This is a genomic window from Nostoc sp., from assembly GCF_036916575.1.
Lineage (GTDB): Bacteria > Cyanobacteriota > Cyanobacteriia > Cyanobacteriales > Nostocaceae > Nostoc.
Genome location: NZ_JBALGC010000031.1, coordinates 1 through 22906 on the forward strand (window position 1 = coordinate 1; position 22906 = coordinate 22906).

General features: G+C 41.3%; 26 protein-coding genes. 11 read left to right on the forward strand and 15 right to left on the reverse strand.

Going from position 1 to position 22906, the window contains the following annotated elements:
• Nucleotides 1–147: 147 nt before the first annotated feature.
• Entirely contained in the window at nucleotides 148–1092 is a 945-nt protein-coding gene (locus V7L29_RS08055) for an NAD(P)-dependent alcohol dehydrogenase (protein ID WP_334735099.1), read from the reverse strand.
• A 241-nt stretch (nucleotides 1093–1333) separates the two neighbouring features.
• On the opposite strand from V7L29_RS08055, the gene V7L29_RS08060 reads away from it, so the two are divergent.
• From V7L29_RS08060 to nifD, 8 genes are all read left to right on the forward strand, one after another.
• The gene (locus V7L29_RS08060) at nucleotides 1334–1600 is read left to right on the forward strand and encodes an element excision factor XisH family protein (protein ID WP_334690759.1); all 267 of its coding nucleotides are present in this window, start codon (nucleotides 1334–1336) and stop codon (nucleotides 1598–1600) included.
• Between the two features lie 1005 nt (nucleotides 1601–2605).
• The gene (gene nifB / locus V7L29_RS08065; protein WP_334735139.1) at nucleotides 2606–4057 is read left to right on the forward strand and encodes a nitrogenase cofactor biosynthesis protein NifB; all 1452 of its coding nucleotides are present in this window, start codon (nucleotides 2606–2608) and stop codon (nucleotides 4055–4057) included.
• A gap of 115 nt (nucleotides 4058–4172) precedes the next feature.
• The gene (locus tag V7L29_RS08070) at nucleotides 4173–4529 is read left to right on the forward strand and encodes a 4Fe-4S binding protein (RefSeq protein WP_334690760.1); all 357 of its coding nucleotides are present in this window, start codon (nucleotides 4173–4175) and stop codon (nucleotides 4527–4529) included.
• 88 nt (nucleotides 4530–4617) lie between these two features.
• Nucleotides 4618–5826: a cysteine desulfurase NifS gene (nifS, locus tag V7L29_RS08075; RefSeq protein ID WP_334690761.1), complete on the forward strand. Its 1209-nt coding sequence runs from the start codon at nucleotides 4618–4620 to the stop codon at nucleotides 5824–5826.
• A 106-nt stretch (nucleotides 5827–5932) separates the two neighbouring features.
• Nucleotides 5933–6832 (forward strand): Fe-S cluster assembly protein NifU, encoded by a 900-nt coding sequence (gene nifU / locus V7L29_RS08080; RefSeq protein ID WP_334690762.1) that lies wholly within the window; start codon nucleotides 5933–5935, stop codon nucleotides 6830–6832.
• 317 nt (nucleotides 6833–7149) lie between these two features.
• Nucleotides 7150–7506 (forward strand): globin domain-containing protein, encoded by a 357-nt coding sequence (locus tag V7L29_RS08085; protein ID WP_334690763.1) that lies wholly within the window; start codon nucleotides 7150–7152, stop codon nucleotides 7504–7506.
• A 396-nt stretch (nucleotides 7507–7902) separates the two neighbouring features.
• Nucleotides 7903–8796 carry a nitrogenase iron protein gene (gene nifH, locus V7L29_RS08090; RefSeq protein ID WP_334735100.1) on the forward strand — a complete coding sequence of 298 codons (894 nt, stop codon included), beginning with the start codon at nucleotides 7903–7905 and terminating at the stop codon, nucleotides 8794–8796.
• A gap of 154 nt (nucleotides 8797–8950) precedes the next feature.
• Nucleotides 8951–10363, forward strand: coding sequence for a nitrogenase molybdenum-iron protein alpha chain (gene nifD / locus V7L29_RS08095; protein WP_334735101.1), 1413 nt, complete (start codon nucleotides 8951–8953; stop codon nucleotides 10361–10363).
• A gap of 274 nt (nucleotides 10364–10637) precedes the next feature.
• On the opposite strand, the gene V7L29_RS08100 is transcribed toward nifD, so the two are convergent.
• The 8 genes from V7L29_RS08100 to V7L29_RS08135 all read right to left on the reverse strand — a co-directional run bounded on the left by V7L29_RS08100 (nucleotide 10638) and on the right by V7L29_RS08135 (nucleotide 16928).
• Nucleotides 10638–10982 carry a Bpu10I family restriction endonuclease gene (locus tag V7L29_RS08100; protein WP_334735102.1) on the reverse strand — a complete coding sequence of 115 codons (345 nt, stop codon included), beginning with the start codon at nucleotides 10980–10982 and terminating at the stop codon, nucleotides 10638–10640.
• Nucleotides 10983–10986: 4 nt separating this feature from the next.
• Complete coding sequence (locus V7L29_RS08105) at nucleotides 10987–12258, reverse strand: DNA methyltransferase (protein WP_334735103.1); 1272 nt, start codon at nucleotides 12256–12258, stop codon at nucleotides 10987–10989.
• A gap of 76 nt (nucleotides 12259–12334) precedes the next feature.
• Nucleotides 12335–12934 (reverse strand): hypothetical protein, encoded by a 600-nt coding sequence (locus V7L29_RS08110; protein WP_334735104.1) that lies wholly within the window; start codon nucleotides 12932–12934, stop codon nucleotides 12335–12337.
• A gap of 249 nt (nucleotides 12935–13183) precedes the next feature.
• Complete coding sequence (locus V7L29_RS08115) at nucleotides 13184–13630, reverse strand: hypothetical protein (RefSeq protein ID WP_334735105.1); 447 nt, start codon at nucleotides 13628–13630, stop codon at nucleotides 13184–13186.
• Between the two features lie 329 nt (nucleotides 13631–13959).
• The gene (locus tag V7L29_RS08120) at nucleotides 13960–14538 is read right to left on the reverse strand and encodes a hypothetical protein (RefSeq protein ID WP_334690770.1); all 579 of its coding nucleotides are present in this window, start codon (nucleotides 14536–14538) and stop codon (nucleotides 13960–13962) included.
• 327 nt (nucleotides 14539–14865) lie between these two features.
• Nucleotides 14866–15600 (reverse strand): SDR family oxidoreductase, encoded by a 735-nt coding sequence (locus V7L29_RS08125; protein WP_334735106.1) that lies wholly within the window; start codon nucleotides 15598–15600, stop codon nucleotides 14866–14868.
• A 206-nt stretch (nucleotides 15601–15806) separates the two neighbouring features.
• Nucleotides 15807–15965 carry a hypothetical protein gene (locus V7L29_RS08130; protein ID WP_334690772.1) on the reverse strand — a complete coding sequence of 53 codons (159 nt, stop codon included), beginning with the start codon at nucleotides 15963–15965 and terminating at the stop codon, nucleotides 15807–15809.
• Nucleotides 15966–16130: 165 nt separating this feature from the next.
• The gene (locus tag V7L29_RS08135; RefSeq protein ID WP_334735107.1) at nucleotides 16131–16928 is read right to left on the reverse strand and encodes a dienelactone hydrolase family protein; all 798 of its coding nucleotides are present in this window, start codon (nucleotides 16926–16928) and stop codon (nucleotides 16131–16133) included.
• 255 nt (nucleotides 16929–17183) lie between these two features.
• Here V7L29_RS08135 and V7L29_RS08140 point away from each other — a divergent pair, with 255 nt between their 5' ends.
• Nucleotides 17184–17723 carry a DUF2267 domain-containing protein gene (locus V7L29_RS08140; RefSeq protein ID WP_334690774.1) on the forward strand — a complete coding sequence of 180 codons (540 nt, stop codon included), beginning with the start codon at nucleotides 17184–17186 and terminating at the stop codon, nucleotides 17721–17723.
• Nucleotides 17724–17933: 210 nt separating this feature from the next.
• Here V7L29_RS08140 and V7L29_RS08145 read toward each other — a convergent pair whose 3' ends face one another.
• Entirely contained in the window at nucleotides 17934–18287 is a 354-nt protein-coding gene (locus V7L29_RS08145; RefSeq protein ID WP_334735108.1) for a hypothetical protein, read from the reverse strand.
• A 474-nt stretch (nucleotides 18288–18761) separates the two neighbouring features.
• Here V7L29_RS08145 and V7L29_RS08150 point away from each other — a divergent pair, with 474 nt between their 5' ends.
• Nucleotides 18762–19331 (forward strand): Uma2 family endonuclease, encoded by a 570-nt coding sequence (locus tag V7L29_RS08150; protein ID WP_334735109.1) that lies wholly within the window; start codon nucleotides 18762–18764, stop codon nucleotides 19329–19331.
• A 28-nt stretch (nucleotides 19332–19359) separates the two neighbouring features.
• A complete protein-coding gene (locus V7L29_RS08155; RefSeq protein ID WP_334735110.1) occupies nucleotides 19360–19575 on the forward strand; it encodes a hypothetical protein in 216 nt (71 codons plus the stop codon).
• Between the two features lie 292 nt (nucleotides 19576–19867).
• Here V7L29_RS08155 and V7L29_RS08160 read toward each other — a convergent pair whose 3' ends face one another.
• The 5 genes from V7L29_RS08160 to V7L29_RS08180 form a co-directional block, all read right to left on the reverse strand.
• Complete coding sequence (locus V7L29_RS08160; RefSeq protein WP_334735111.1) at nucleotides 19868–20491, reverse strand: hypothetical protein; 624 nt, start codon at nucleotides 20489–20491, stop codon at nucleotides 19868–19870.
• 146 nt (nucleotides 20492–20637) lie between these two features.
• Nucleotides 20638–20778: a hypothetical protein gene (locus V7L29_RS08165; protein WP_334735112.1), complete on the reverse strand. Its 141-nt coding sequence runs from the start codon at nucleotides 20776–20778 to the stop codon at nucleotides 20638–20640.
• Between the two features lie 74 nt (nucleotides 20779–20852).
• A complete protein-coding gene (locus tag V7L29_RS08170; RefSeq protein WP_334735113.1) occupies nucleotides 20853–21125 on the reverse strand; it encodes a DUF5615 family PIN-like protein in 273 nt (90 codons plus the stop codon).
• A complete protein-coding gene (locus V7L29_RS08175) occupies nucleotides 21122–21406 on the reverse strand; it encodes a DUF433 domain-containing protein (protein WP_334735114.1) in 285 nt (94 codons plus the stop codon). Before V7L29_RS08175 ends, V7L29_RS08170 begins: the two co-directional genes overlap by 4 nt.
• 85 nt (nucleotides 21407–21491) lie before the next feature.
• On the reverse strand, nucleotides 21492–22796 hold the full coding sequence (locus tag V7L29_RS08180; RefSeq protein WP_442944152.1) for a site-specific integrase: 1305 nt from the start codon (nucleotides 22794–22796) through the stop codon (nucleotides 21492–21494).
• Nucleotides 22797–22906: the final 110 nt, after the last annotated feature.

Consider the following 22906-nt stretch of genomic DNA (forward strand, 5'->3'; position numbering starts at 1 on the left):
TCTCAATTTTTTAACGTGGTTTGCTCGTTTCAGGATTTAAGCATCGGCTGAAATAGTCAAAAAATGACCAAATACAAAACCCCTACCCTTGAAAGAAGGGGGTTAGGGGGTTAGGTTTCGCGTTGGTTTTTCAGATCAACTGGAAACTCAACTGGAAACTGCGATCGCAATTTTCCCGACTGCACGCTCAGTTTCGCTATAAGCATGAGCCGCCGCGAGTTCTTGTAAGGGATATGTGCGATCAATCACCACACGAATTTTACCCGCTTCAATCAATTCTTTTAGGTAAACCAAATCTTGAGTGTTAGGTTTCTCAAAGAAAAACTTAGCTTTTTGACCCGGAAGAAACGCTGTCAACACGCTCTCTAAGAAGACTTCGGGGCTGGGTAGCGTGGTGATATAAATTCCGTTGGGTTTGAGGACTTTTTTGATTTGAGAGAGCGATCGCTTACCCACTGCATCAAAGATAATGTCATACTGCGCTGTATCTTGGGCGAAATCTTGTTGCGTATAATCAATCACGCGGTCTGTTCCCAAAGATTTCACCAAATCCAAGTTTTTGGTACTACTAACTCCCGTCACCACTGCCCCTAAAGCCTTAGCAATTTGCACTGCAAAACTGCCTACACCGCTCGCAGCACCATTAATCAAAACAGTTTGTCCTGTTTGAATATTTCCTTGATCTCGCAGCGCTTGCAGAGCCGTGAGCGCTACTAAAGGCACAGCCGCAGCTTCTTCATAGGATAAGTTGGTTGGTTTGAGCGCCGCCAAGTTTTCTTTTACGGCTGCAAATTCGGCATAACCTCCTCCAGGGAAACTAGTACTGCCATAGATAGCATCTCCTAGTTTAAAACGCGTGACACCAGAGCCAACTGCTACGACATCTCCCGCCACATCAAACCCCAGAATCTTCGGGAATTTGCTGCCGGTAATCAAACTCAACATTCCTTTGCGGATTTTCCAATCAATAGGATTAACGCTACTAGCACGAACTTTCACAAGTAACTGCGTTGGCTGAATTTTCGGCTGCTCCACGTCTTCATACTGCAACACCTCAGCCGCGCCATATCGACGGATAACCACTGCTTTCATCGCATTCCTCCTGCTACCCTGTTTGACTCACACAACTCAAACAGCCTATTTTTCCTGATAAATCCAGTGTAGCGATGTCTACGGTGGTCACTGAGCGGCTGGTGAGCGCACTTGTACTGAGCGACTTGCCTTGAGCGAAGCCGAAATGCTCAGTACAAGTGACTTTTGACTTCCACGCAGCGGTACTAGGCGTAATCAGAGATTTCCTAAAATAGGAATATCAGTTTAAAACTACACCTGTATGCCAGCTAGAGACATCTATCACAATAATGTCAAAAATGCTTTGATTAAAGACAAATGGACAATTACTCATGACCCACTAACTCTGAAGTTTGGTAAAAAAGATTTGTATGTTGATTTAGGTGCTAGACAGATGTTGGCAGCGCAAAAAGCAGAATCCAAGATTGCAGTTGAGATTAAAAGTTTTATCGGTAGATCGGATGTTGATGATTTAGAAAAAGCGTTGGGTCAGTATATTTTATATCAAGATATGAGGTTAGGGAGTTAGGTTTTTCGCCAAGGTTCGTAGAGAGCAATTAAAAAAATTCATTGCGATCGCTCAATCATGTTAAATTATAGTTTGTTGTTGCTCTCAAACACAAAATCCGAGAGTTTCTTACCCATCTCCTGATTATGGGAATCAAAAAAAGAACTTAAAAGTTAAACTTTTTGAAAAATATGTGCAGCAACACATCTATTTACACACTCCTGTATAGCTTGCCAGATAAGACTTAGAACTACAATTCAATATCATTGTCAGAGTAAAAATTAAAAAAATATGAATTGGATTTTTACCCTCAAAAAAATGATATGTTAGATACAGAATTGAATTTTGCACGTTTATGGAGTAGAACGATATAGACTACTCCAGTTTTTCACCCTCAAACCCTTGGCATTTATTGCTTTTGACGGAATTTGAGGGCAATCTGAGTACACATTGAAATGACCCAAACCCAGTTGCAAGTAGATTAAATTCCTTGCTGATATTGGGTTGTGGCTGAGTACAAATAAATCCTGAACCCCTGTCTATAAACACTAGAACCCCAACCAAAAAATACTAGAACCCCTACCCGAAAAATAAATTTTTAATTTTTGTAATGCTTGAAGAATTAGGGTTTTTATTAGTTGAGTACAAGCGTAATAAATCCAATAAATTCTATCCTAGAGAGACGCACTGTCTGGCTAGGAGACGGCTGCTATAAATCTTATATCGCCAATTACTTAACGCCTCAACACAAAACGAAGCGAAAAGTGAGTGGAGGGATGACATAGCACCATGCCTGAAGTGAATAGAAGTCGCGCCTTGGGGCACAAATTCTACCCAAGAACCGAACATTGACACACACCAGCCGAACATCAAACATCTATCGCCTGCCTTACTTGATAACAAGTCGCCCAAACCCAAGGGTTTGCAGGCAGTGTGAAAGACGCGACTTCAATTCCTGGGCATGAAAGAGTAGCAACAGCATCTCCCACAGTGGCAGCCAAGTCCACCGACCTTTTGCGAAATTTAATGACATCATCGTCTACACGACTCCTCAACTCCCCCGCCACGGAATCGACAACCCAAGCAAAATCAGGTGGTTGCGGCTGCGACAGCACCAGCAGCGCCACCGTGGAAAGGGACGAAAAGCTCCAAGAACGCATTGCTAAACATCCCTGTTACAGCGAAGACGCCCATCACCACTACGCCCGGATGCACGTTGCAGTTGCTCCAGCCTGCAACATTCAATGCAACTATTGCAACCGCAAATATGACTGCGCTAACGAAAGCCGTCCTGGAGTAGTTAGCGAATTGCTAACACCAGAACAAGCAGCACACAAAGCTTTGGTCATTGGCGGCAAGATTCCCCAAATGACAGTTGTGGGAATTGCCGGCCCTGGCGACCCACTGGCGAACCCAGATAAGACTTTCCGCACATTTGAGTTGATTGCAGAGCAAGCACCAGATATCAAGCTATGCTTATCAACCAATGGTTTAATGCTGCCTGACTACGTTGATCGCATTAAAGAATTAAATATAGATCACGTTACGATCACCATTAACGCGGTAGATCCAGAGATCGGTGCTAAGATTTATCCTTGGGTTCACTATAAGCGCAAGCGTTACAGAGGTCTTGAAGGCGCAAAAATTCTCCACGAAAGACAGATGGAAGGATTGCAAGCTCTTAAAGATGCTGACATCTTGTGCAAAGTTAACTCGGTGATGATTCCTGGAATTAATGACCAGCACTTAATTGAAGTGAATCGAGTCATTCGGGAAAAAGGTGCATTCTTGCACAACATCATGCCATTGATTTCTGCACCAGAACATGGCACACACTTCGGTTTAATCGGTCAACGTGGCCCCACACCCAAAGAACTCAAAGAAGTTCAAGACAATTGCTCTGGTAACATGAAAATGATGCGTCACTGTCGTCAGTGCCGTGCCGATGCAGTCGGATTGTTGGGAGAAGACCGCAGCCAAGAATTTTCCAAAGAGAAATTCTTAGAAATGACTCCAGAATATGACATGGAGAAACGTCAAGAAGTTCACGAAGGTATTGAGAAGTTTAAAGAAGAACTTAAAGTAGCCAAAGATAAGGCGCTAGCTGGTAAGAAAATTGCCAACAGTCCGAAAGTTTTAGTTGCAGTAGCAACCAAAGGCGGCGGATTGGTTAACCAACACTTCGGTCATGCCAAAGAATTTCAAATTTACGAAGTGGATGGAAAGGAAGTTCGCTTTGTCGGTCATCGCAAAATTGACCAATACTGCCAAGGTGGATACGGCGAGGAAGCTTCTTTTGAGCATATAATGAAAGCGATCGCAGATTGCAAAGCAGTTTTAGTCTCCAAGATTGGTAACAGTCCTGAAGAAAAATTGCAAAAAGCTGGAATACAGACTGTTGAAGCTTACGACGTGATTGAGAAGGTTGCTTTGGAGTTTTACGAGCAATACATTAAAGAATTAGGGAATAAAGAATAGGGCATGGGGTATGGGGCAGGGGGCATGGGACAAGAATTATCCCTAATGCCCTCCCCTAAACCCAATCTTCAATGCCCAATTCCTAATATCTTTTGCCTAAAAAAGGAGAATAATAATGGCTTACAAAATTATTACTAGCCAGTGTATTTCCTGCAATCTCTGTCTATCTTCATGTCCCACAAATGCAGTTAAAGTGGTTGACGGACAGCACTGGATTGACCCTGAACTTTGTACAAACTGCGTTGGTAGCATTCATACCGTGCCTCAGTGTAAAGCTGGTTGTCCTACCTGCGACGGTTGCGTTAAGCAGCCTAGCGATTACTGGGAAGGCTGGTTTGCCGATTACAACCGCGTAGTTGCTAAATTAACAAATAAACAAGATTATTGGGAGCGTTGGTTTAACTGCTATTCCCAGAAATACTCTGAGCAGTTACAAAAGCGTCAATCCCAATCAGTGGGAGCAGAAGCTTAATTAAATAATTCGTAGTGACGCTCGTTCCGACGCTTCGCTATCGCTAACACTAACGCTGCGCTAACGTAATTCTTAATTGAAGACAACAATGCAAAACAACTGCATCTATCTCGATAATAATGCCACCACTAAGGTAGACTCTGAAGTTATAGAGGTAATGCTACCTTACCTGACGGACTATTACGGCAATCCTTCCAGTATGCATACCTTTGGTGGGCAAGTCGGTAAAGCACTAAGAACAGCAAGAGAACAACTTGCAGCCATCCTGGGAGCCGATGAGTCAGAAATTGTCTACACAAGTTGTGGAACTGAGGGAGATAACGCCGCAATTCGAGCCGCGCTATTGACGCACCCAGAAAAGCGACATATCGTCACCACCCAAGTTGAACACCCAGCAGTACTTAATGTCTGCAAACAATTAGAAACCCAAGGTTACAGTGTTACCTATCTTTCAGTAAATCATCAAGGGCAGCTGGATCTAGATGAACTAGAAGCTTCCTTGACGGGTAACACCGCCTTGGTGACAATTATGTATGCTAATAACGAAACCGGCACGATTTTCCCGATTGAGCAGATTGGGTTGCGGGTGAAAGAATATGGTGCTATCTTCCATGTAGATGCGGTGCAAGTAGTGGGAAAAATCCCCTTGAATATGAAGACTAGCACCGTGGATATGTTAACCCTGTCTGGTCATAAGCTGCACGGGCCTAAAGGAATTGGTGCTTTGTATATCCGGCGCGGGGTTCGGTTCCGTCCCTTCATTATTGGGGGACACCAAGAACGCGGACGTAGGGCGGGAACAGAGAATGTTCCAGGAATTATTGCCTTGGGCAAAGCTGCGGAACTGGAACTGTTACACTTAGAAGAAGCAAACAAAAGAGAAACAAAGCTGCGCGATCGCCTGGAACAAGCTTTACTGGCTAAAATTCCCGATTGTGTAGTCAATGGTGACGTTACGCAGAGATTGCCAAACACCACAAATATCGGCTTCAAGTACATCGAAGGTGAAGCAATTCTACTGTTATTGAACAAATACGGTATCTGTGCATCATCGGGTTCTGCTTGCACCTCCGGTTCTCTAGAACCCTCCCACGTCCTGCGGGCTATGGGCTTACCATACACAACTTTGCACGGTTCTATACGCTTCAGTCTTTGTCGCTACACCACAGAAGCCGAAATCGATCAAGTGATAGAGGTAATGCCCAGTATTGTAGAACGTTTACGCGCCCTCTCACCCTTCAAAAATGACAATGCAGGTTGGTTGCAAGGACAAGAACAAGCACTGGCGCATCGCTAGGGACTAGAGACTGGAGATGAGGTAAGAATTTTCCCAATACCCAATACCCAGTACCCAATCCCCAATACCCAATCTAAAATCCAAAATCTAAAATCTAAAATTCGTTATGTGGGACTACACTGATAAAGTATTAGAACTGTTTTACGATCCCAAGAATCAGGGAGAAATTGAAGAAACCAGCGAAGCTGGGGTTAAGGTTGCAACGGGCGAAATTGGTAGCATTGCTTGCGGTGATGCTCTAAGATTGCACCTGAAAGTGGAAGTAGAATCTGATAAGATTCTAGATGCTCGCTTTCAAACTTTTGGTTGTACTAGTGCGATCGCATCTTCTAGTGCATTAACCGAAATGGTCAAAGGTTTAACCTTAGATGAAGCTCTGAAAGTGTCCAACAGAGACATTGCAGATTACCTGGGTGGTTTACCAGAAGCAAAGATGCACTGCTCTGTCATGGGACAAGAAGCGCTAGAAGCCGCTATCTATAATTATCGTGGCATACCTCTAGCTACCCATGATGATGACGATGAAGGCGCGTTAGTTTGCAGTTGCTTTGGGATCAGCGAGGCCAAAATTCGCCGCGTCGTTCTAGAAAATAATCTCACTGGTGCCGAAGAGGTAACAAATTATGTGAAAGCTGGTGGTGGATGCGGTTCCTGTTTGGCAAACATTGATGATATTATTAAATCAGTTCAACAGGAATACGCCTCACCTGATCTCAACAATTACGGCGTAAAAGTTGCCACAGAAATTGTTACGTCTAAAGAGCGATCGCTAACCAACGTGCAAAAAATTGCTCTAATTCAAAAAGTTCTAGATGAAGAAATCAGACCCGTACTCATCGCTGACGGGGGAGACGTAGAACTCTATGATGTGGAAGGTGATCGCGTTAAAGTTGTCCTGCAAGGTGCTTGCGGTTCCTGTTCTAGTAGTACAGCAACCCTAAAAATTGCGATCGAAGCCAGATTACAAGAGCGTGTCAGCAAGAGCCTTGTAGTTGAAGCAGTTTAGGAATTGCTGTAGGACTTAACGTACTCTACAAATACGCCCTAATATGCATTCAGCCAGAAACGGAAAGTAGGATTTGAATTGAATCATTGTCTTTACTCAATGCTTCATACCAATTCGCTAAAAGAAAGATACAGATTGAAATCAAACTTTCTTAATTACGAACTACGTAAACACCCGAAGGATTGCTCCCCTCAAGGTATTACGAATTACGAATTGGTATCAGTCTTACCACTATTACGGCTAACAGCATATAGGCTTCATAGATTAAGCGCCTACTTGCAAATTTCATCATCTAACTCGCTTCAAAGGAACAGAATATGAGTACATTGTACGACAAACTTGGCGGACAATCAGCTATTGAACAAATAGTAGATGAACTCCACAAACGCATTGCCACAGACAGCCTCCTCAATCCCATTTTTGCTGGTACAGATATGGCGAAGCAACGTAATCATCTAGTTGCTTTCTTATCTCAAATATTTGAAGGGCCAAAGCAATACGCCGGTCGTCCAATGGACAAAACCCACGCAGGATTGAATTTACAGCAACAACACTTCGATGAGATTGCCAAGCTTTTGAGTGAATCAATGGCAGTGCGTGGAGAGTCGCCAGAAGACACCCAAGCCGCACTAGAGCGTGTCTCAAATTTCAAGGGTGCTATTTTGAACAAGTAATAGGACTAATGCATTGATTGTTGACAAATAGTAACATCAAGTCCTATTTAATTTTTCAAGCTGAAACACATTATGACGTATTTGTAAATTGCGTAAGCTCTTAGTCATTAGTCAGGATAAATGATTAATGACTAACAGAGAAGTCTGAACGCCGGCTTCCGGCGCTCAGAACTTCGGAGACAAAAGAAAAGAAAAAAGACAAACAAAAATTTAACGAGGAAATAGATGTACCTGCTTTCAATAATTTTAGCTGTGGAGCGATCGCCCCCAGCAGGCATTTATGCCAACGCTACCAACGATGCTCTACACGTGCTCACTACTGTCGCTCTACAGGCGTGAACGCAACTGACAAACGCGCATACCCACTAACCAACCAATTGCAGGGAAATACGAACCATGACAGACGAAAATATAAGACAGATAGCTTTCTACGGTAAGGGCGGTATCGGTAAATCTACCACTTCCCAAAACACCTTGGCAGCTATGGCAGAAATGGGTCAACGCATTCTTATCGTCGGTTGCGACCCTAAAGCTGACTCCACCCGTTTGATGCTACACAGCAAGGCTCAAACAACCGTTCTTCACCTCGCTGCTGAACGTGGTGCAGTAGAAGATATCGAACTTGAAGAAGTGATGCTTAACGGTTTCCGCAACGTTCGTTGCGTAGAATCTGGTGGTCCAGAACCCGGTGTAGGTTGCGCTGGTCGTGGTATTATCACCGCCATCAACTTCTTAGAAGAAAATGGTGCTTACCAAGACCTAGACTTCGTATCTTACGACGTATTAGGTGACGTTGTTTGCGGTGGTTTTGCTATGCCTATCCGTGAAGGTAAGGCACAAGAAATCTACATCGTTACATCCGGTGAAATGATGGCGATGTACGCTGCTAATAACATTGCTCGTGGTGTTCTTAAGTATGCTCACACAGGTGGCGTGCGTTTGGGTGGTCTGATTTGTAACAGCCGTAAAACTGACCGGGAACACGAACTCATCGAAACCTTGGCAAAACGGTTGAACACCCAAATGATTCACTTCGTACCCCGTGACAACATTGTTCAACACGCAGAATTACGCCGGATGACTGTTAACGAGTACGCACCCGAAAGCAACCAAGCTAACGAATATCGGACATTGGCTACCAAGATCATCAACAACAAAAATCTGGCTATTCCTACGCCTATCGAAATGGAAGAACTAGAAGACTTGTTGATTGAATTCGGTATTCTCGAAAGCGAGGAAAATGCTGCCAAGTTGGTAGGTAAGACTGCTGAAGAAGCTCCTGTAGCATAAGTCGCCGCTAAGAAATAATGCTTTAGCACAAGGAAAAAGGAAGAGTTTCATATCTTCCCTTTTACCTTTTACCTTTCCCTTACATCCCCCCTAAACTTAGAGGGGACTCCTAGTCCCCTTATGCCCTCATCCTTAAGAGTCAAAGAGGCTAAATATGACACCTCCAGAAAATCAAAACATCATTGAACAAAGAAAAGAGCTAGTTAAAGAAGTTCTCAGTGCTTATCCAGAAAAAGCTGCTAAAAAGCGGGAAAAACACATAAACGTATACGAAGAAGGTAAGACCGATTGCGGCGTTAAGTCTAACATCAAATCCCTGCCTGGCGTCATGACCGCTCGTGGTTGTGCTTATGCTGGTTCTAAAGGTGTGGTCTGGGGTCCTATTAAGGACATGATCCACATCAGCCACGGGCCTGTAGGTTGTGGTTACTGGTCTTGGTCTGGTCGTCGTAACTACTACATCGGCACCACAGGTGTTGACACCTTTGGTACCATGCACTTTACCTCTGACTTCCAAGAAAGAGATATCGTTTTCGGTGGTGACAAGAAACTTGTCAAGCTGATCGAAGAACTTGATGTACTTTTCCCCCTCAACCGTGGTGTTTCCATTCAATCTGAATGTCCCATCGGTCTAATTGGAGATGACATCGAAGCTGTTGCTCGCAAAACATCGAAAACAATTGGCAAGCCAGTTGTACCTGTGCGTTGCGAAGGCTTCCGGGGTGTTTCCCAATCTTTGGGACACCACATTGCTAACGATATGGTTCGTGACTGGGTGTTCACCAGAGCAGACCAAGCCAAGAAAGACGGTACACTTCAGTTTGAAAGTACCCCTTATGATGTAGCAATTATTGGTGACTATAACATTGGTGGTGATGCTTGGGCGAGCCGCATCCTGTTAGAAGAACTCGGCTTGCGCGTAGTCGCTCAGTGGTCAGGTGATGGCACCATCAACGAAATGTTGATGACCCCCAATGTGAAGATGAACCTCATCCACTGTTATCGGTCGATGAACTACATCAGCCGTCACATGGAAGAAGCTTATGGTATACCCTGGCTTGAGTATAATTTCTTCGGCCCCACCAAGATTGCTGAATCTTTACGGGAAATTGCTTCCAAGTTTGACGAGACAATCCAAGCAAACGCTGAGAAGGTCATCGCCAAGTATCAGCCCACAATGGATACAATTCTTAAGAAGTATCGCCCTCGCTTGGATGGTAAGACTGTTGCCATCATGGTTGGTGGTCTACGTCCTCGCCACGTTGTCCCAGCTTTCCAAGACTTGGGTATGAAGATGATTGGTACAGGTTATGAGTTCGCTCATAACGATGACTACAAACGTACCACTCACTACATCGAAAACGGCACCATCGTTTATGACGACGTTACCGCTTACGAATTCGAGGAATTTATCAAAGCGCTGAAGCCTGACCTCGTAGCTTCTGGTGTGAAAGAGAAGTACGTCTTCCAAAAGATGGGTCTTCCTTTCCGTCAAATGCACTCTTGGGATTACTCCGAACCTAGCGATCGCTCTTACAAGTCAAATCAGGCAAGTTTTTTACTATAGCAGTAGAAAAAAGAGTCAATTTTTAGCCTAAATACGAGTTTTAGGGTTATTCAGTAACAATCTTTTTTGAAGCTTCAAATAATATAACTCTTATTCTGTGTGGTTTTTAGATTTGAAACGCATTTTGCTCAAAGAAAAGCTGTAAAACAAAAGACTATTTAAAATGACAATTTTTTAGATTAAATGGTGCGTAACCCGTCGTAGATATTACCTTCACTTAAGAATAGGGAGTGTGATTACCATAAGTATTTTGTTACAAAAAGTACAAAAAGCATTAGAAATGCCCTTGTTCTAAAACATTTTCCATTGATGGACTTGTATCGTCAATTAGAGCTTGAATCTTATCAATCATCCTTTGAAATACATCAGGGTAGTACCTAGAAGAATCTAAAAAGTCTACATATTCCTGTCTATGAAGTTGCCTTTCCTCTGGTGTTCGATACTCTTGTCGAATATTAGAAGACATACGTTTAGTTTTTCGCACAATCAAAACATCATCAATTTGAGTTGAAATTATTGAAATTGGTGTCATATCAAGAAATTCACAAATTAGAAAATATAAAGACCCAGGAACAGCTATCTTCAAATCTCTACTTGTTGCCACCGCTTCTTGAAACATAGTCTTATCTAAATTGAATTGGCTGTGAATATTTAAAATTAGCTAGTTGAGCAGACTGATGAGCTTGATAAATATGAACTCGTTTATCTAAAACTGGTGTTCTTCCAATATCTTTAACTTTATCAATCGCATCTTCTAGAAATTCAAGATTTTCCAATGAAACTGAGGAAAGACCACTTTTCAATATATCAAATGCTACTTCTCTTGCAACTTGCTCAATTGTTTCTTTTTCATAAAAATACTTATTATTTAAATTAATAAAATTAATTAAATCTTCTCTAATTATTCTACCAAACTTATTTTTAAATTCTCTCTTTTGTCTCAAAACTCTATGAAAAAGGTTTGCTTCTACTGCAATTTTTTCAATAATGTTAGCATTGTAAAAAGGTACTCCAAGAACATTAGATTCATGTCCCACAACAAACACAATTCGAGCTTCATCTTTAGTTACTCTTGAAAGCTCCCTTAAAGTGTCAGCCATATCCAGACAGTATTGTACTACCGTGTAAAAGCGATTTCCTCTATTTGCTCGATTAGATCCAATTTCTGATTTTGCTATCTTTAATAGATCCCATCCTAATATCTCAGCAGATTTACGATAGTTTTGATGATAGTTAAATACATTTATGTAAGGCGGAGAGGTAACAACAAAATCTATCTGATCGTTTTCTAATGGAAGAGACCGAGCATCAGATAGATTTATTCTAATTTGCTTTTCAGAGTAAGGGAGTTTTTCTATTACACTTGTTAAATCAACAAATTTAGACTGTATAAATTCATTAGTAATTTTATTATTTGCAATATCAAGAAGGATTATCAAAGCATCGAATATTCTTGTTGCCTCCTCATCTAACTCATTCTTGATTATTCTAAACTTTTCTGCCAAATCTGGCACTTGTATACCATTTTCAAAAACTCTAAAAGGAAATTCTCTATCTATTAAGTTTTTAATAATTTTGATAATCTCTTTTCTTTGAGAATTATTTATGAATTCATACGTTTTGCTAAGAATCCAGGCTGCTGGATTAATTTCAAAACCATACGCCTCAAATGCAAGAATACCAGCCTCTAGCAAAACAGTTCCACTACCTGCAAAAGGATCAAGAATAACTGAGTTAGATAAGCAGTATGAGGTTAATACAACTTCAATAAGTTGTGGCGAAAACTGACCACGCCAAGCAAATAAGTTAGATCTAGTCTTCTCAACAATGTTAAGACTTTCTTGTGGAATCGGTTTGTCGAACTCTTTCAACTGCCAACCTTCCTTATTTTTCAACTTATTCTCTTAAGGCTCAGTGTAGTTTAACATTAAAATAGATTCATGCACTTGCGAGAACAAAGTATTACACAAATTAACTACTGAATTTCTGAACAATTGTCTGTACAATTGCCAAAATCGCTCCAACGTTATCTAAGTAATATCTTTGCTTATCAAGCAAAGCCACTTTTTGCGAAAGTTGTAGAAACTGCCATACTTCTCCTGTTGTCACGCATCCATACACAGGTATTTCTGTTTGTCCAGATGAACGATTGAATAAATCCGCCGCTACCATTTGGGCAATGCACTGTCCTAACCCAGCTTCAACATCATTTTTCTTCGCTTCCACAACTGTGAGAATTGGGCTTCGCAACGGTGGTAAAGGTGGAGCTATTGCTAAAATAAAATCACATTCTCCAATCAAGCCCTGTGCAGGATCAACGTCAAGTCTTTGTCCAGAAAAAATAGCCAAGCTATTTTGGCTGAGATCCCGACAGGTTAGTAAAATCGGTACAATAATAAATTCGCTCCGAGCCTTTTCACTAATCAAAGCTAATTGGGTGCGCTTTCCTAAAGTTTCATTTAACCACGAAGGAATAGAAAGAGGTACAAGCTTGGGAAACAGATCGGCTTCTTGGGTGGTGATTCCCAAAACAGCCGCAGCTTTTTCTAGAGTAAAGTCGCTGTACGCCATAGTTTTGCACTGCTTTGAGTATATGACGTTTTTAATAAAAGGGAATTGCTTCTATTTTACCCCTGTTGTAGAGTTGTCTAGGAATTCTGTGTGAAATGCTCCCGAAGTAGTCCGTCGTAGCGATGTCTACAATCGGTTATTCGGCTCGCCCCAACTCGACAACAGACCACTGTATATTTAAAGATAGTGCGTGATATCAAGTTCGGTTAAACTGCTGCCTATTAGTATAAGTTTGAAAATAAAATGATATTATCTGTCACTGTTTTGCCTAATATCTTGTTCAATTATCTCCTTGATAAATTCAGGTATTTCTTTGTTTAATCTTATCGCCTGTTGTTTTAGTTTTTCATAGATTTCAATATTCTCTCCTTGCCACATAAGGTCTATCTTCCTAACTTCTTGCATCGCAACATGCGTGTAATTTTCTGGATACGCCCAATAACATGACAAGCAAATAGATTTGTCTCTTATCCTTTTCCAATTTTCACAACGCTCACATGACCAAGATTTTGCCTGATTAGCTGAACCACAAAGTAACATAAAGCTTTCAGACTCTAGCTCTGGCTCTCCGTCAACTTCAAAAGGAACGCGGTGATCGATTTGCAATTCGCGCTTATCAACTTTCTCCAAGTAGATGAAGCATTTACAGCCATATCTCTTGATCAATTCATCTTTCAACTGTTTGGATAAGCCCATTCTACCGGATAGCCTAGAAAATCTAGCCTTACTGATATCTCCAAATTTATAAGCAGCTATTTTCCTTCCATCAGTTCCTGTAACGCGGAATGTCTCCAGAGGAATTTCATGGGTACAAATCTGAGAATGTTTGAAGCTAGATTTCTCTTACTGTCTTGATATTGAATTGGATGCGGGAGACTAGTTATCTCAAATAGAGAACAAATGATCTAGATAACTCTATCACGAGAATTAAGACGGCTAACAGCTCAACAGATTGTGTGAGATAATACTAACTTCACATTGATTCAAACTCAATTTAATAGATGTTCAAGATTCCTTCTTGTGGCTCAGTCTGGAAAAGCCAGACCACTCATTGGATCACGGATATACAACCCTAATGTGAGACTACGCATCACTTCATCCCAAATGGGTATTAGCGGCTCTGCTTGATCTACCCAATAATCGAATGTAATCAAGCACTGAACATTTGATCCCAAACCAATGCAAGTCCGCGAAAAAGCTTCGCGTGGTTCTTCTTGAGTGTCAATAAATTTTATCTCTGTCCAGACAATTCTGGCAGTTTGGCGCTTGATGGTAACAATCTCTCCCTTGGCAATGACGTTACGACTGTCGTCTTCCATGACTTTCTTCAATGTAGATTTTAGCGGAAACTGGCTCCAGTCGTTCGGTGGCAGACGATTAAAAGATACTTCCAGACAGCAATCATCGTTAGGCGGTTTTTTATCAAGGAACTTGAAGGATTTTTCTTGTGGCTCAAAAACCCAATCCTGGGGAACATTGAAGCGAACAGCGCCTCGATCTGCGACAAAAATTTTGTAGCCTGATGGAGATTCCCAGCGATGGTCAGGTTTTAGTTCAAGCGTTTCTTTAATCCACTGGAGATTGCTTTTTTTACGCTTTGCCATAGTATTTTTGTTCTCTCTGCTGAAGAGGGCGTAGGCGTTAGCCCGTCGTAGACATCGCTTAGATTTGGGTCGTAGGCGATGTCTACGACCGGCTGTTCGGCGTCGCTCACTTTGTTAATATTATCAAATTGCTTGAGATCATGGTGCATTGCGCCCTTGCAATAATGCACCCAAGAAAGCTGCATTAGATGGTTTTAATTTTCGGAATTTAGGTCTATTCATCATCTGGCAAATAGCTTTGACAGCGTAACATAATTTGCTGATTCTCCGGCGATCGCAAATGAAATAAATTTTTTTTTCATAAAGCTGGTATCCAATCCTTCAAAATCAATAAGGGCTGGCGGTGGGGCGCACAATAATTTCACTAACATCCACGTCGTCAGGTTGTTCGATCGCAAATGCGATCGCTCTAGCAATGGCATCTGGTGGAATAGCAATCTGCCGGAAATCCTGCATCCCCCGACGCGCCTCGCTATCCGAAATACTATCGGCCAGTTCTGACTCCGTTACTCCAGGGGAAATCACCGTTACCCGGATGTCGCTGACTTCCTGGCGCAGTCCCTCCGAAATAGCACCCACTGCAAACTTCGTAGCACAGTAAACGGCTGCGGTGGGACTTACTGCATGTCCACCAATTGATGATATGTTGATGAACTGACCAAATCCCTGTTCCTTCATAATTGGTAATCCAGCAGCAATACCATGCAGGACACCTCGAATGTTTACGTCGATCATCCGATTCCATTCTTCAACCTTGAGGGCTTCGAGTTTTGAAAGCGGCATGACGCCTGCATTGTTCACAATTACGTCGATGCGGCCAAAGGTCTTTTGAGCGAATCCGACAAATTCCTTCACATCATTGCGTTGCGTGACATCCAACTGCCTATAGTGCGCTGAACCACCCTCGTTGCGAATTGCCGTCACAAGAGTTTCGAGGCGATCGGTGCGACGCGCACCTAATACCACATGTGCGCCTCTGCTAGCGAGTAAGCGGGCGCTAGCTTCACCGATGCCACTGCTTGCACCCGTAATTAAAACGACTTTCTTCTCAATTTCTGACATGCGTAATCTTTTTTATTGTTTAGGTTACGGAAATTGCCCATATATTACCCTGATTGAGATGGAAGTTTTTTAATGTAAAGAATCTTAAGCTTAATTTTGCAAATCAGTTTAAGATTCGTGTTTCAGCCTGGCTCAAGACTATAATCGGTACCTTCTGGTTTTGTTAAGCTGGCGATCGCTCATGCAGAGGAAAAAACAAAACTCATTTACCGAGTCTGGCTCAGTCGGTCAAGAGAGGCTGTTGTTGGACTATTCGGGCTGGTCACAATGATGCGATAGTCTTTGATTATAACTGGTAAACGTTTATGACTAATACCATGTCCGGTTAAACCAATCAGTTTCTTTGCCTTTTGGAATTGCTCCATACTTGACTCAAAATTAAAAAATTAGACTCCTAAAACTACACTTAAAAAATAAAATTTAGCGATGTCTACAACAGGTTACACCTATGCATAACTTCATTATGCCTTTTACCTTTTTACTTTTGCCTTGTTCGATAACGCACCCATCATGATTTCCACGAGCGAGTTTTACAAGTTGTTTTGAAACAGTTCTATAACATGTTTCCAAGCATCAGGAGCAGCTTCGGGATTGTAACTTGGGTGCTGCTGTAAAAATGGGTATTGGTCTTTGAAGAATCCGGCGAAGAATCCGTGTCCGGCATCGTATCGGAATATACGATGATTTATGTTATGTTTCTTTAATTCTGCCTCAATTTGCTTGTTTTCCTCTTGCGAAATTAACGCATCTCTTGTACCAAAAAATGCATAAATAGTACCTTTAATTTCCGAGGTGTGATTAATGGTTGGAGTCTCTTCACCATAACTAGCAGTGGTAATCCCACCACCGTAGAACGAAGCTGTTGCTTTGATATCGGGTAACGTTGCAGCCATGTAAGCAACATGACCGCCAAAACAGAAACCAATAGTCCCGATCGCATTATCTTTGACATTGGGTAAAGTTTTTAGGTAGGTTATGGCAGCTTGAATATCGCTGAGTATTTCCTGATATTTTACTTGTTGATAGTATTGCAAGCCAAGCCGATAGCTTTCTGGGCTATAGCCAACATCTTCTGGGCTAAAGTCAGCCTCAAAACCGGGAGCAATACGTTGATACAGCGCGGGTGCTATTGCTACATAACCTTGTTTAGCTATTAATTCGGTAATATCTCGAATATTACTGTTGATTCCGAAAATTTCTGGAAAAACTATAACCGTGCCAAAGGTTCCCTTTTGTGTTGGTTGAGCTAAGTAAGCATCAATTTCTAAGTCATTGTTAAGTACTTTGACATAGCAAGTGTTAATTTCGATGTTTGTTGTTTCGACCATCTTTTTTTCGGCTGATTTTAGACCAATTCATCTATTCTGACTGTTTTTCGATACCAATGGGAGATGTCCACGACGGGTAAAAACACTAGCGATCTAACTTGCGGATGTTGATACAAAATATCTCAGTTTATCCGTTGAATTTCTGACTTTTGAATGGATGACATCTCAAACTTCTGGATGATACTAAGGGTTTTTGATTTATGCGACCTTAAGGTAAGCATAAAGACTCAAAATTAAAAAGCACAAGAAAAAACAATGCCTGATGAATCATTTAGGACAAACGTTCCAGAAGTTGATCCAACGGAGATTGAAGATTCTCGAACTGCGATCGCCGACGAACATCGCTCATTTCTAGAAAAAGTCCAGGTCAAAGCTGGATTTGCAGACCTCTATGATGCAAGAGACTTTACCGAAGTTGTGTTTCGCGTGATGCGTGACGTGATGACCACAGAAGCCAGTGATCGCGTCGAGGCCGAACTGCATACAGAGGCTGTGCCTACTGATGAGAAAGCACTCCAGTTTGAAGTGTCCGATCTTTGGAAAGACACCAATCCGCTCGTGGGATTTTTGAGCCGGGTTCGTCCACCCTTTAAAGGTCCAGGTATCTTCAATATCGATTCCGATCGCTTCCTGTTCCGAGTTGCTAATGAAAGTGGAATGCCGCGATCAGTCGAGCGAGAGCAAGCAGTTAAAGCAGTGTTTTCTGCCACCAAAGACGAACTTTCCGAAGAGCGGATTCAGGAAATTGCTAGCTGGCTACCTGACTATGTACGTCAGCTTTGGGAACAAGCTTAATTAGAAGGCTATAAAAAGTCAAGTCTGTTTGCGAGTAATCATCACAAACAGGCTTTTTATTAGGACTTACGCACTGTACAAATTAATCGTGATGTGCATTAACAAAAATAATTTGTTTCAGGCTTTTCTTAATTATCCTTTGATAGTAAATAGACCATACTGTAGGGGCACAGCAATGCTGTGCCCTTACAAAAGATGTGGTTTTTAAACTTATTGGTTAACTACCGCGCGTGCTTTCCGTCGATAATCTGACTTGCGTGTTCCACCAGCCATCCCGTACTCATCACTATTTTTGCCATAGCGAGATGCAACACTCAGCAGCATCTGCTCAGAATAAGTATTCAACGCACGTTCTGCTTCTTCTAATGCATTCTGCGTCTTATCCATCATTGTTCGTGTTTGATTATGGGCAGCTAGCTTCTCTCGTAACTCATGAATCATGGTATTATAAGTAGCTATTGACAACCCATTGCCAAAGTTTAAGTCAGCGTTAATCGTCTGCAATCCTTCAATGCGTCGTTCAGCTTTGGTCAGTGCGATCGAGTTTCGTCTCCGTTGCGCCATAAAATTTTCCTTTTTGGATTAATTTAATATATAGAACTCTGATAGTGTCTTGCACTGAGTTCTTTACATAACATTACCTTACGCAATAAGGGGATGCACTAGCCTGAGTGAAGCTACAGAACTTTTAGAGTATTGGTACACAGGATAAATGCGGGTATATTTGCTGAAATTTTTTGAGATTAACAGGTTTACGAGTTCAAAACTCGATTTTGGAGTTCAAAACTCGATTTAGAAGTTCAAAACTCGATTTAGAAGTTCAAAACTCAATTTAGAAGTTCAAAACTCAATTTAGAAGTTCAAAACTCGATTTAGAAGTTTAAAACTTGATTTAGGAGTTTAAAACCAGCTGCTAGGGTGCGATGTCGCGCAGCGCAATGCACCAAATCCAATCATCGCAGCACGATATCACCTCACAACCAAATCTGTGACAAAATAATATTGTTGTCTTATAGCCAATGCGATCGCCTAAGACCTATGATTTCTACCATCTCGCGCCGCTACAGCTTGAATGAATATCGTGCGATCGAAGAAAAAGCGGAAGGACGCAGCGAATATCGAGATGGAGAAATTGTACCCATGCCTGGAGGAACGCTCAAACACAGCCGTATCGGTGGCAATATTTTTGCCTTCCTCAAGTTTTTGCTGCGCGATACTCAATTTGAGCCAATTAACAGCGATTTGCGGCTGTGGATTCCTGAACATCGACGCGGAGTATATCCAGATGTAATGGTTTTTGACGGCGAACCGCAACTAAATGCTGAACGTTTAGATGAAGTCTTGAATCCCATTTTGATTGTTGAAATTCTATCTCCTTCCACCGCAGATTACGACCGACTCAGTAAATTTCGGATGTATCGCTCAATTGCGAGTTTTAGCGAATATTTATTAGTCGAACAGGATGAACCTTTTGTGGAACGCTATAGTAAACAAGCCGAAGGTTGGTTGCTCAGTGATTTTAGCGGCCTAGAGGTATCTATTTCTTTGGATTCAGTTAGTATTAATTTGCCGATGGCAGAAATTTATCGCGGCGTTATTTTTGGGTAAATGAGCTTGGGTTAATGTGTTGTGCTTTATGAGAATGTATGATTTGGAAGGGGTGCGATCGCCTACTGATATGATAAAGGTGCATTGCGGTTTGCAACAACGCATCCTACATTGGAACTGCGATCGCATTACGACTGTGGACACACATCAAATACCAGTTGTGAACGATAGAAACACACATTGTGCATTTACTCGTCCGACTCTAGCAGTTGAGCAAGTTGATGTGCAGGTGCGTGGGAATTAAATGGCGGCCAAATAGGGTAAGTTGCTCCTTGCTCTAATAATGGTTCCTGATCCCTAGATAACTCTGAAATTAGAAACTGCATAACTTTCAGTTTATCTGCACGAGTTAAATTTCGCAGGGTAGGAAATAGCTCTACGGCGTTCATAATTGTCATGCTGGAGATGAATCAACATTTCTATCTTTCCACAAATTTTATCAGGCTGCGTGGAAATTAAGCGGCTTTGAGATAGCGTGCGTTAAATTTTGCGACAACGCACACTACGGGAGGGATGCGATCGCACTCAATAAGCAATTAGCTGAGTTTGAAATCTTGGAATTTGTAATCATCTAACCTAAGCAAATGACCGTTAGAGCAAACAAATCTAAACTTTTGCCCCATCATTTCTTTAATAACTATTCCTTGTCCATAACGATTCGTATATGTAAATGATAACTTTGCCCCATCCCTCATTTTAATGATTGCAGAACATAAAATATTTTCCTTTTCAACTTCATAAGATTCATTATAGTATTTTGCATATGCACCTAGTACCACATCTATATCACCCTCAAATTCATAGTATGGTTGAGCAGCAGACAAAGGTAACTCTAAAGAAACAACTACGTCTTGCTCGTTATTACAAGTATCTTCTTCTTTAAGGAAGCTGAAACCATGAGAACTGTTATGAAGAGTAGCATATTTTAAATAATATTGGCGCAAGGTATTAACTTTAGCTTGTATTTCTTTCTTTGTTGACTCTGTAAGAGTAACAGGGAGTATATTAACGCTCGGATCTTTCGGTTGCTGTGCTGAACTGCACCAGGCATAACAACCAAGAGTTAGACAGGGAACTCCAGCAACAAGGTTTAAGGATATACCATCTGTGGGAATGTAGCTGTAAGAACCAGTATTTGGACATATTGTAAACAGACGCATACGTGTAAATCTTATGGTGATAAGTAGATGTAGGATGCGTTGTTGCAAGACGCAACGCACCACATCAATTTTCTTATCAAATTTAACTCATCTCATAACCCAACTGCATCCTCAACTTTGCATCCTCCTCTCTAGTAACTTCAACTTTATTTTATTTCAAGGGAAATGTTACCTAATTTAAAATCACTAAATATTTTATTCAGATCATGCGATCGCCTGGTAATTGCCGCGATAATTTCTACACTAGCGATCGCACTACTATATTTATATTTCTCCAGGATAAGCACTGAGAAATACCAATTGATTTATCATCTCTTCAGCTGACTTAGCTGCCATCAACTTGAGTACTCTTCGCATTTGTTCACCAATCGGAGTAATCCTGCGATGAAATTATAATCCCTGCATGACTTAGTTTATCTTGTATATGGATGCTATGTAACTGGCAAAAGTCACCAACATTGAATGTGTATAAAACTCTTTGCAGTTCAGTTGCTAAAGTCAGTTGTTCCTTATCGCTAGAACTGATAGTTTCAACCTCACCAACACTTGTAACGTCTACTCCCCTCGCTCTCAATGCTTTGAGAAATCGCTGATCCATTGAGTCTTCATCAATAAATAATCGAATTTGACTCATATTGCTTGCTCCATTTCTGTAGCTAATCGCTTGTAATTTGCTTTTTCAGCAGAAATATACGCCTCAATTTCCTCTCGATTAGCGTGATAATAAGTTAAAGCAGCATAAACCTGTACGAGATTTACATTTCCCATGCGTTCAGTAATTTCTTCTGCATTCAGCCCAAGTTTGTACCAAGCTGTGATGCGTTGAACAGAAACTCTAGTACCAGCAATGCGGGGACGACCCCCTAGAGTTTCAGGTGACTTAACAATCAATGTTCCAATGTCAGTAGCGGACATAAATATCTTAATCGGTTTATTTTGATGATTTTTCACCCATAAATCATAGCAAATTATATAAAACTGGTATGATTTATCAGTAAACTTAACTTTGTTTATAAACCATTTCCATTTTCAACTTCTCAATCTCCAATCTCAACTTATCATTCTCCATACTCAACTTAGTATTCTCTTCTCTAATCAACTCAACTTCATTCCTCTTACTCAAAGCTTGATTAATCGCCAACTTCCGCATATCCAGCGAAAACCAACGCTGATAAGTTTGCGTATAAACTTGCACACTATGCCCCAAATTATCCGCTGCCGCTTTGATTGGTATTCCCAAAATATGCGCCCGAATTGCCCAAGCGTGGCGTAAATCGTATGGTTTAAAATCCAATCCAATTTTGCGAAACCACCAACTAACTCGCTGTGTTAATGCGGTTATCTCTGCATGATTAGTGTTATCTTTTTTAGCGATCGCACTTCTTAACATCTCTAAATATTTAGGATTTCTCAAATCAAAGTTATCGATCCATTGCCGATATAATGGTAGTGCCTGTCTCTCACCAGTTTTGCAATCCTGATGAACTTTCCATGTCACATCTAAATTTTCTTGACTTAACCACCAATCAATATCAGGATTAATAAACAGTTCTCGTGGGCGTAAACCAAAAACGGCTAACATTCCATACGCCCAGCGCCAAAGTTGCCAGCTATCTTGAACATTTTGATTAACTTGATTACCTCTACTATTAAGATAATCTTCAAATTTAATAATTCCTTCAGATATCTCCGCATCAGTCGGTATATTTCGGTAATTATTCTCAGGCATTTTGGAATATTTAGATAAATCGATTTCAATTTTGAATGTCAAGCAAAATGCAGCGATCGCTCTAGCTGCATTATACTTAGCCCATTCTTTATCGATTTGTTCTACTGATCTGATCAAATTCTCAGCATTAGCTAAATCTTGGGGATTCGTAAATCTCTTGGTTCGGGAAAAGTAATAAAAAAAAGTATGCTCGCTTTTAGTTGTACGTTTATGAGTTTTAAAATACTCAGTTTCAAATTCTTTGAGTAATTCTCCTATTGTCTTAAATTCTTTTCTAATTGCTTCATTTCCTAAATATTTCTCATTCCATTCAAAAGTTTTACGAGCGATTAACTTTCCCAATTCATAAGCTTCTTCCTCAGCCGTCTTCAGTCCATCCAAGTTAGCAGGAATATTCAAACTGAGATTGTATTGCTTTCTCCCAGTACCATTGCTATCTTTGTCTCCCGGTTTAATTGGTAACGTCGCCCGTAATTGCAGACTTCCATTCGATTCTCTAATTGTCACCTTTGCTTTTGCAGACTTCAAACGCAGATTAACTTTCTCTAATTCCAGTAGTACTTTCGTTCTGATCATGCGCTCTTTGTTGCTGTGATTGCAGAGATGAACACAAACACTGTGCGATTTCTAATCGCCCTGGCTCAGGACAACATTTAGATGATGCGTGAGTCCTGAACCTGATTATG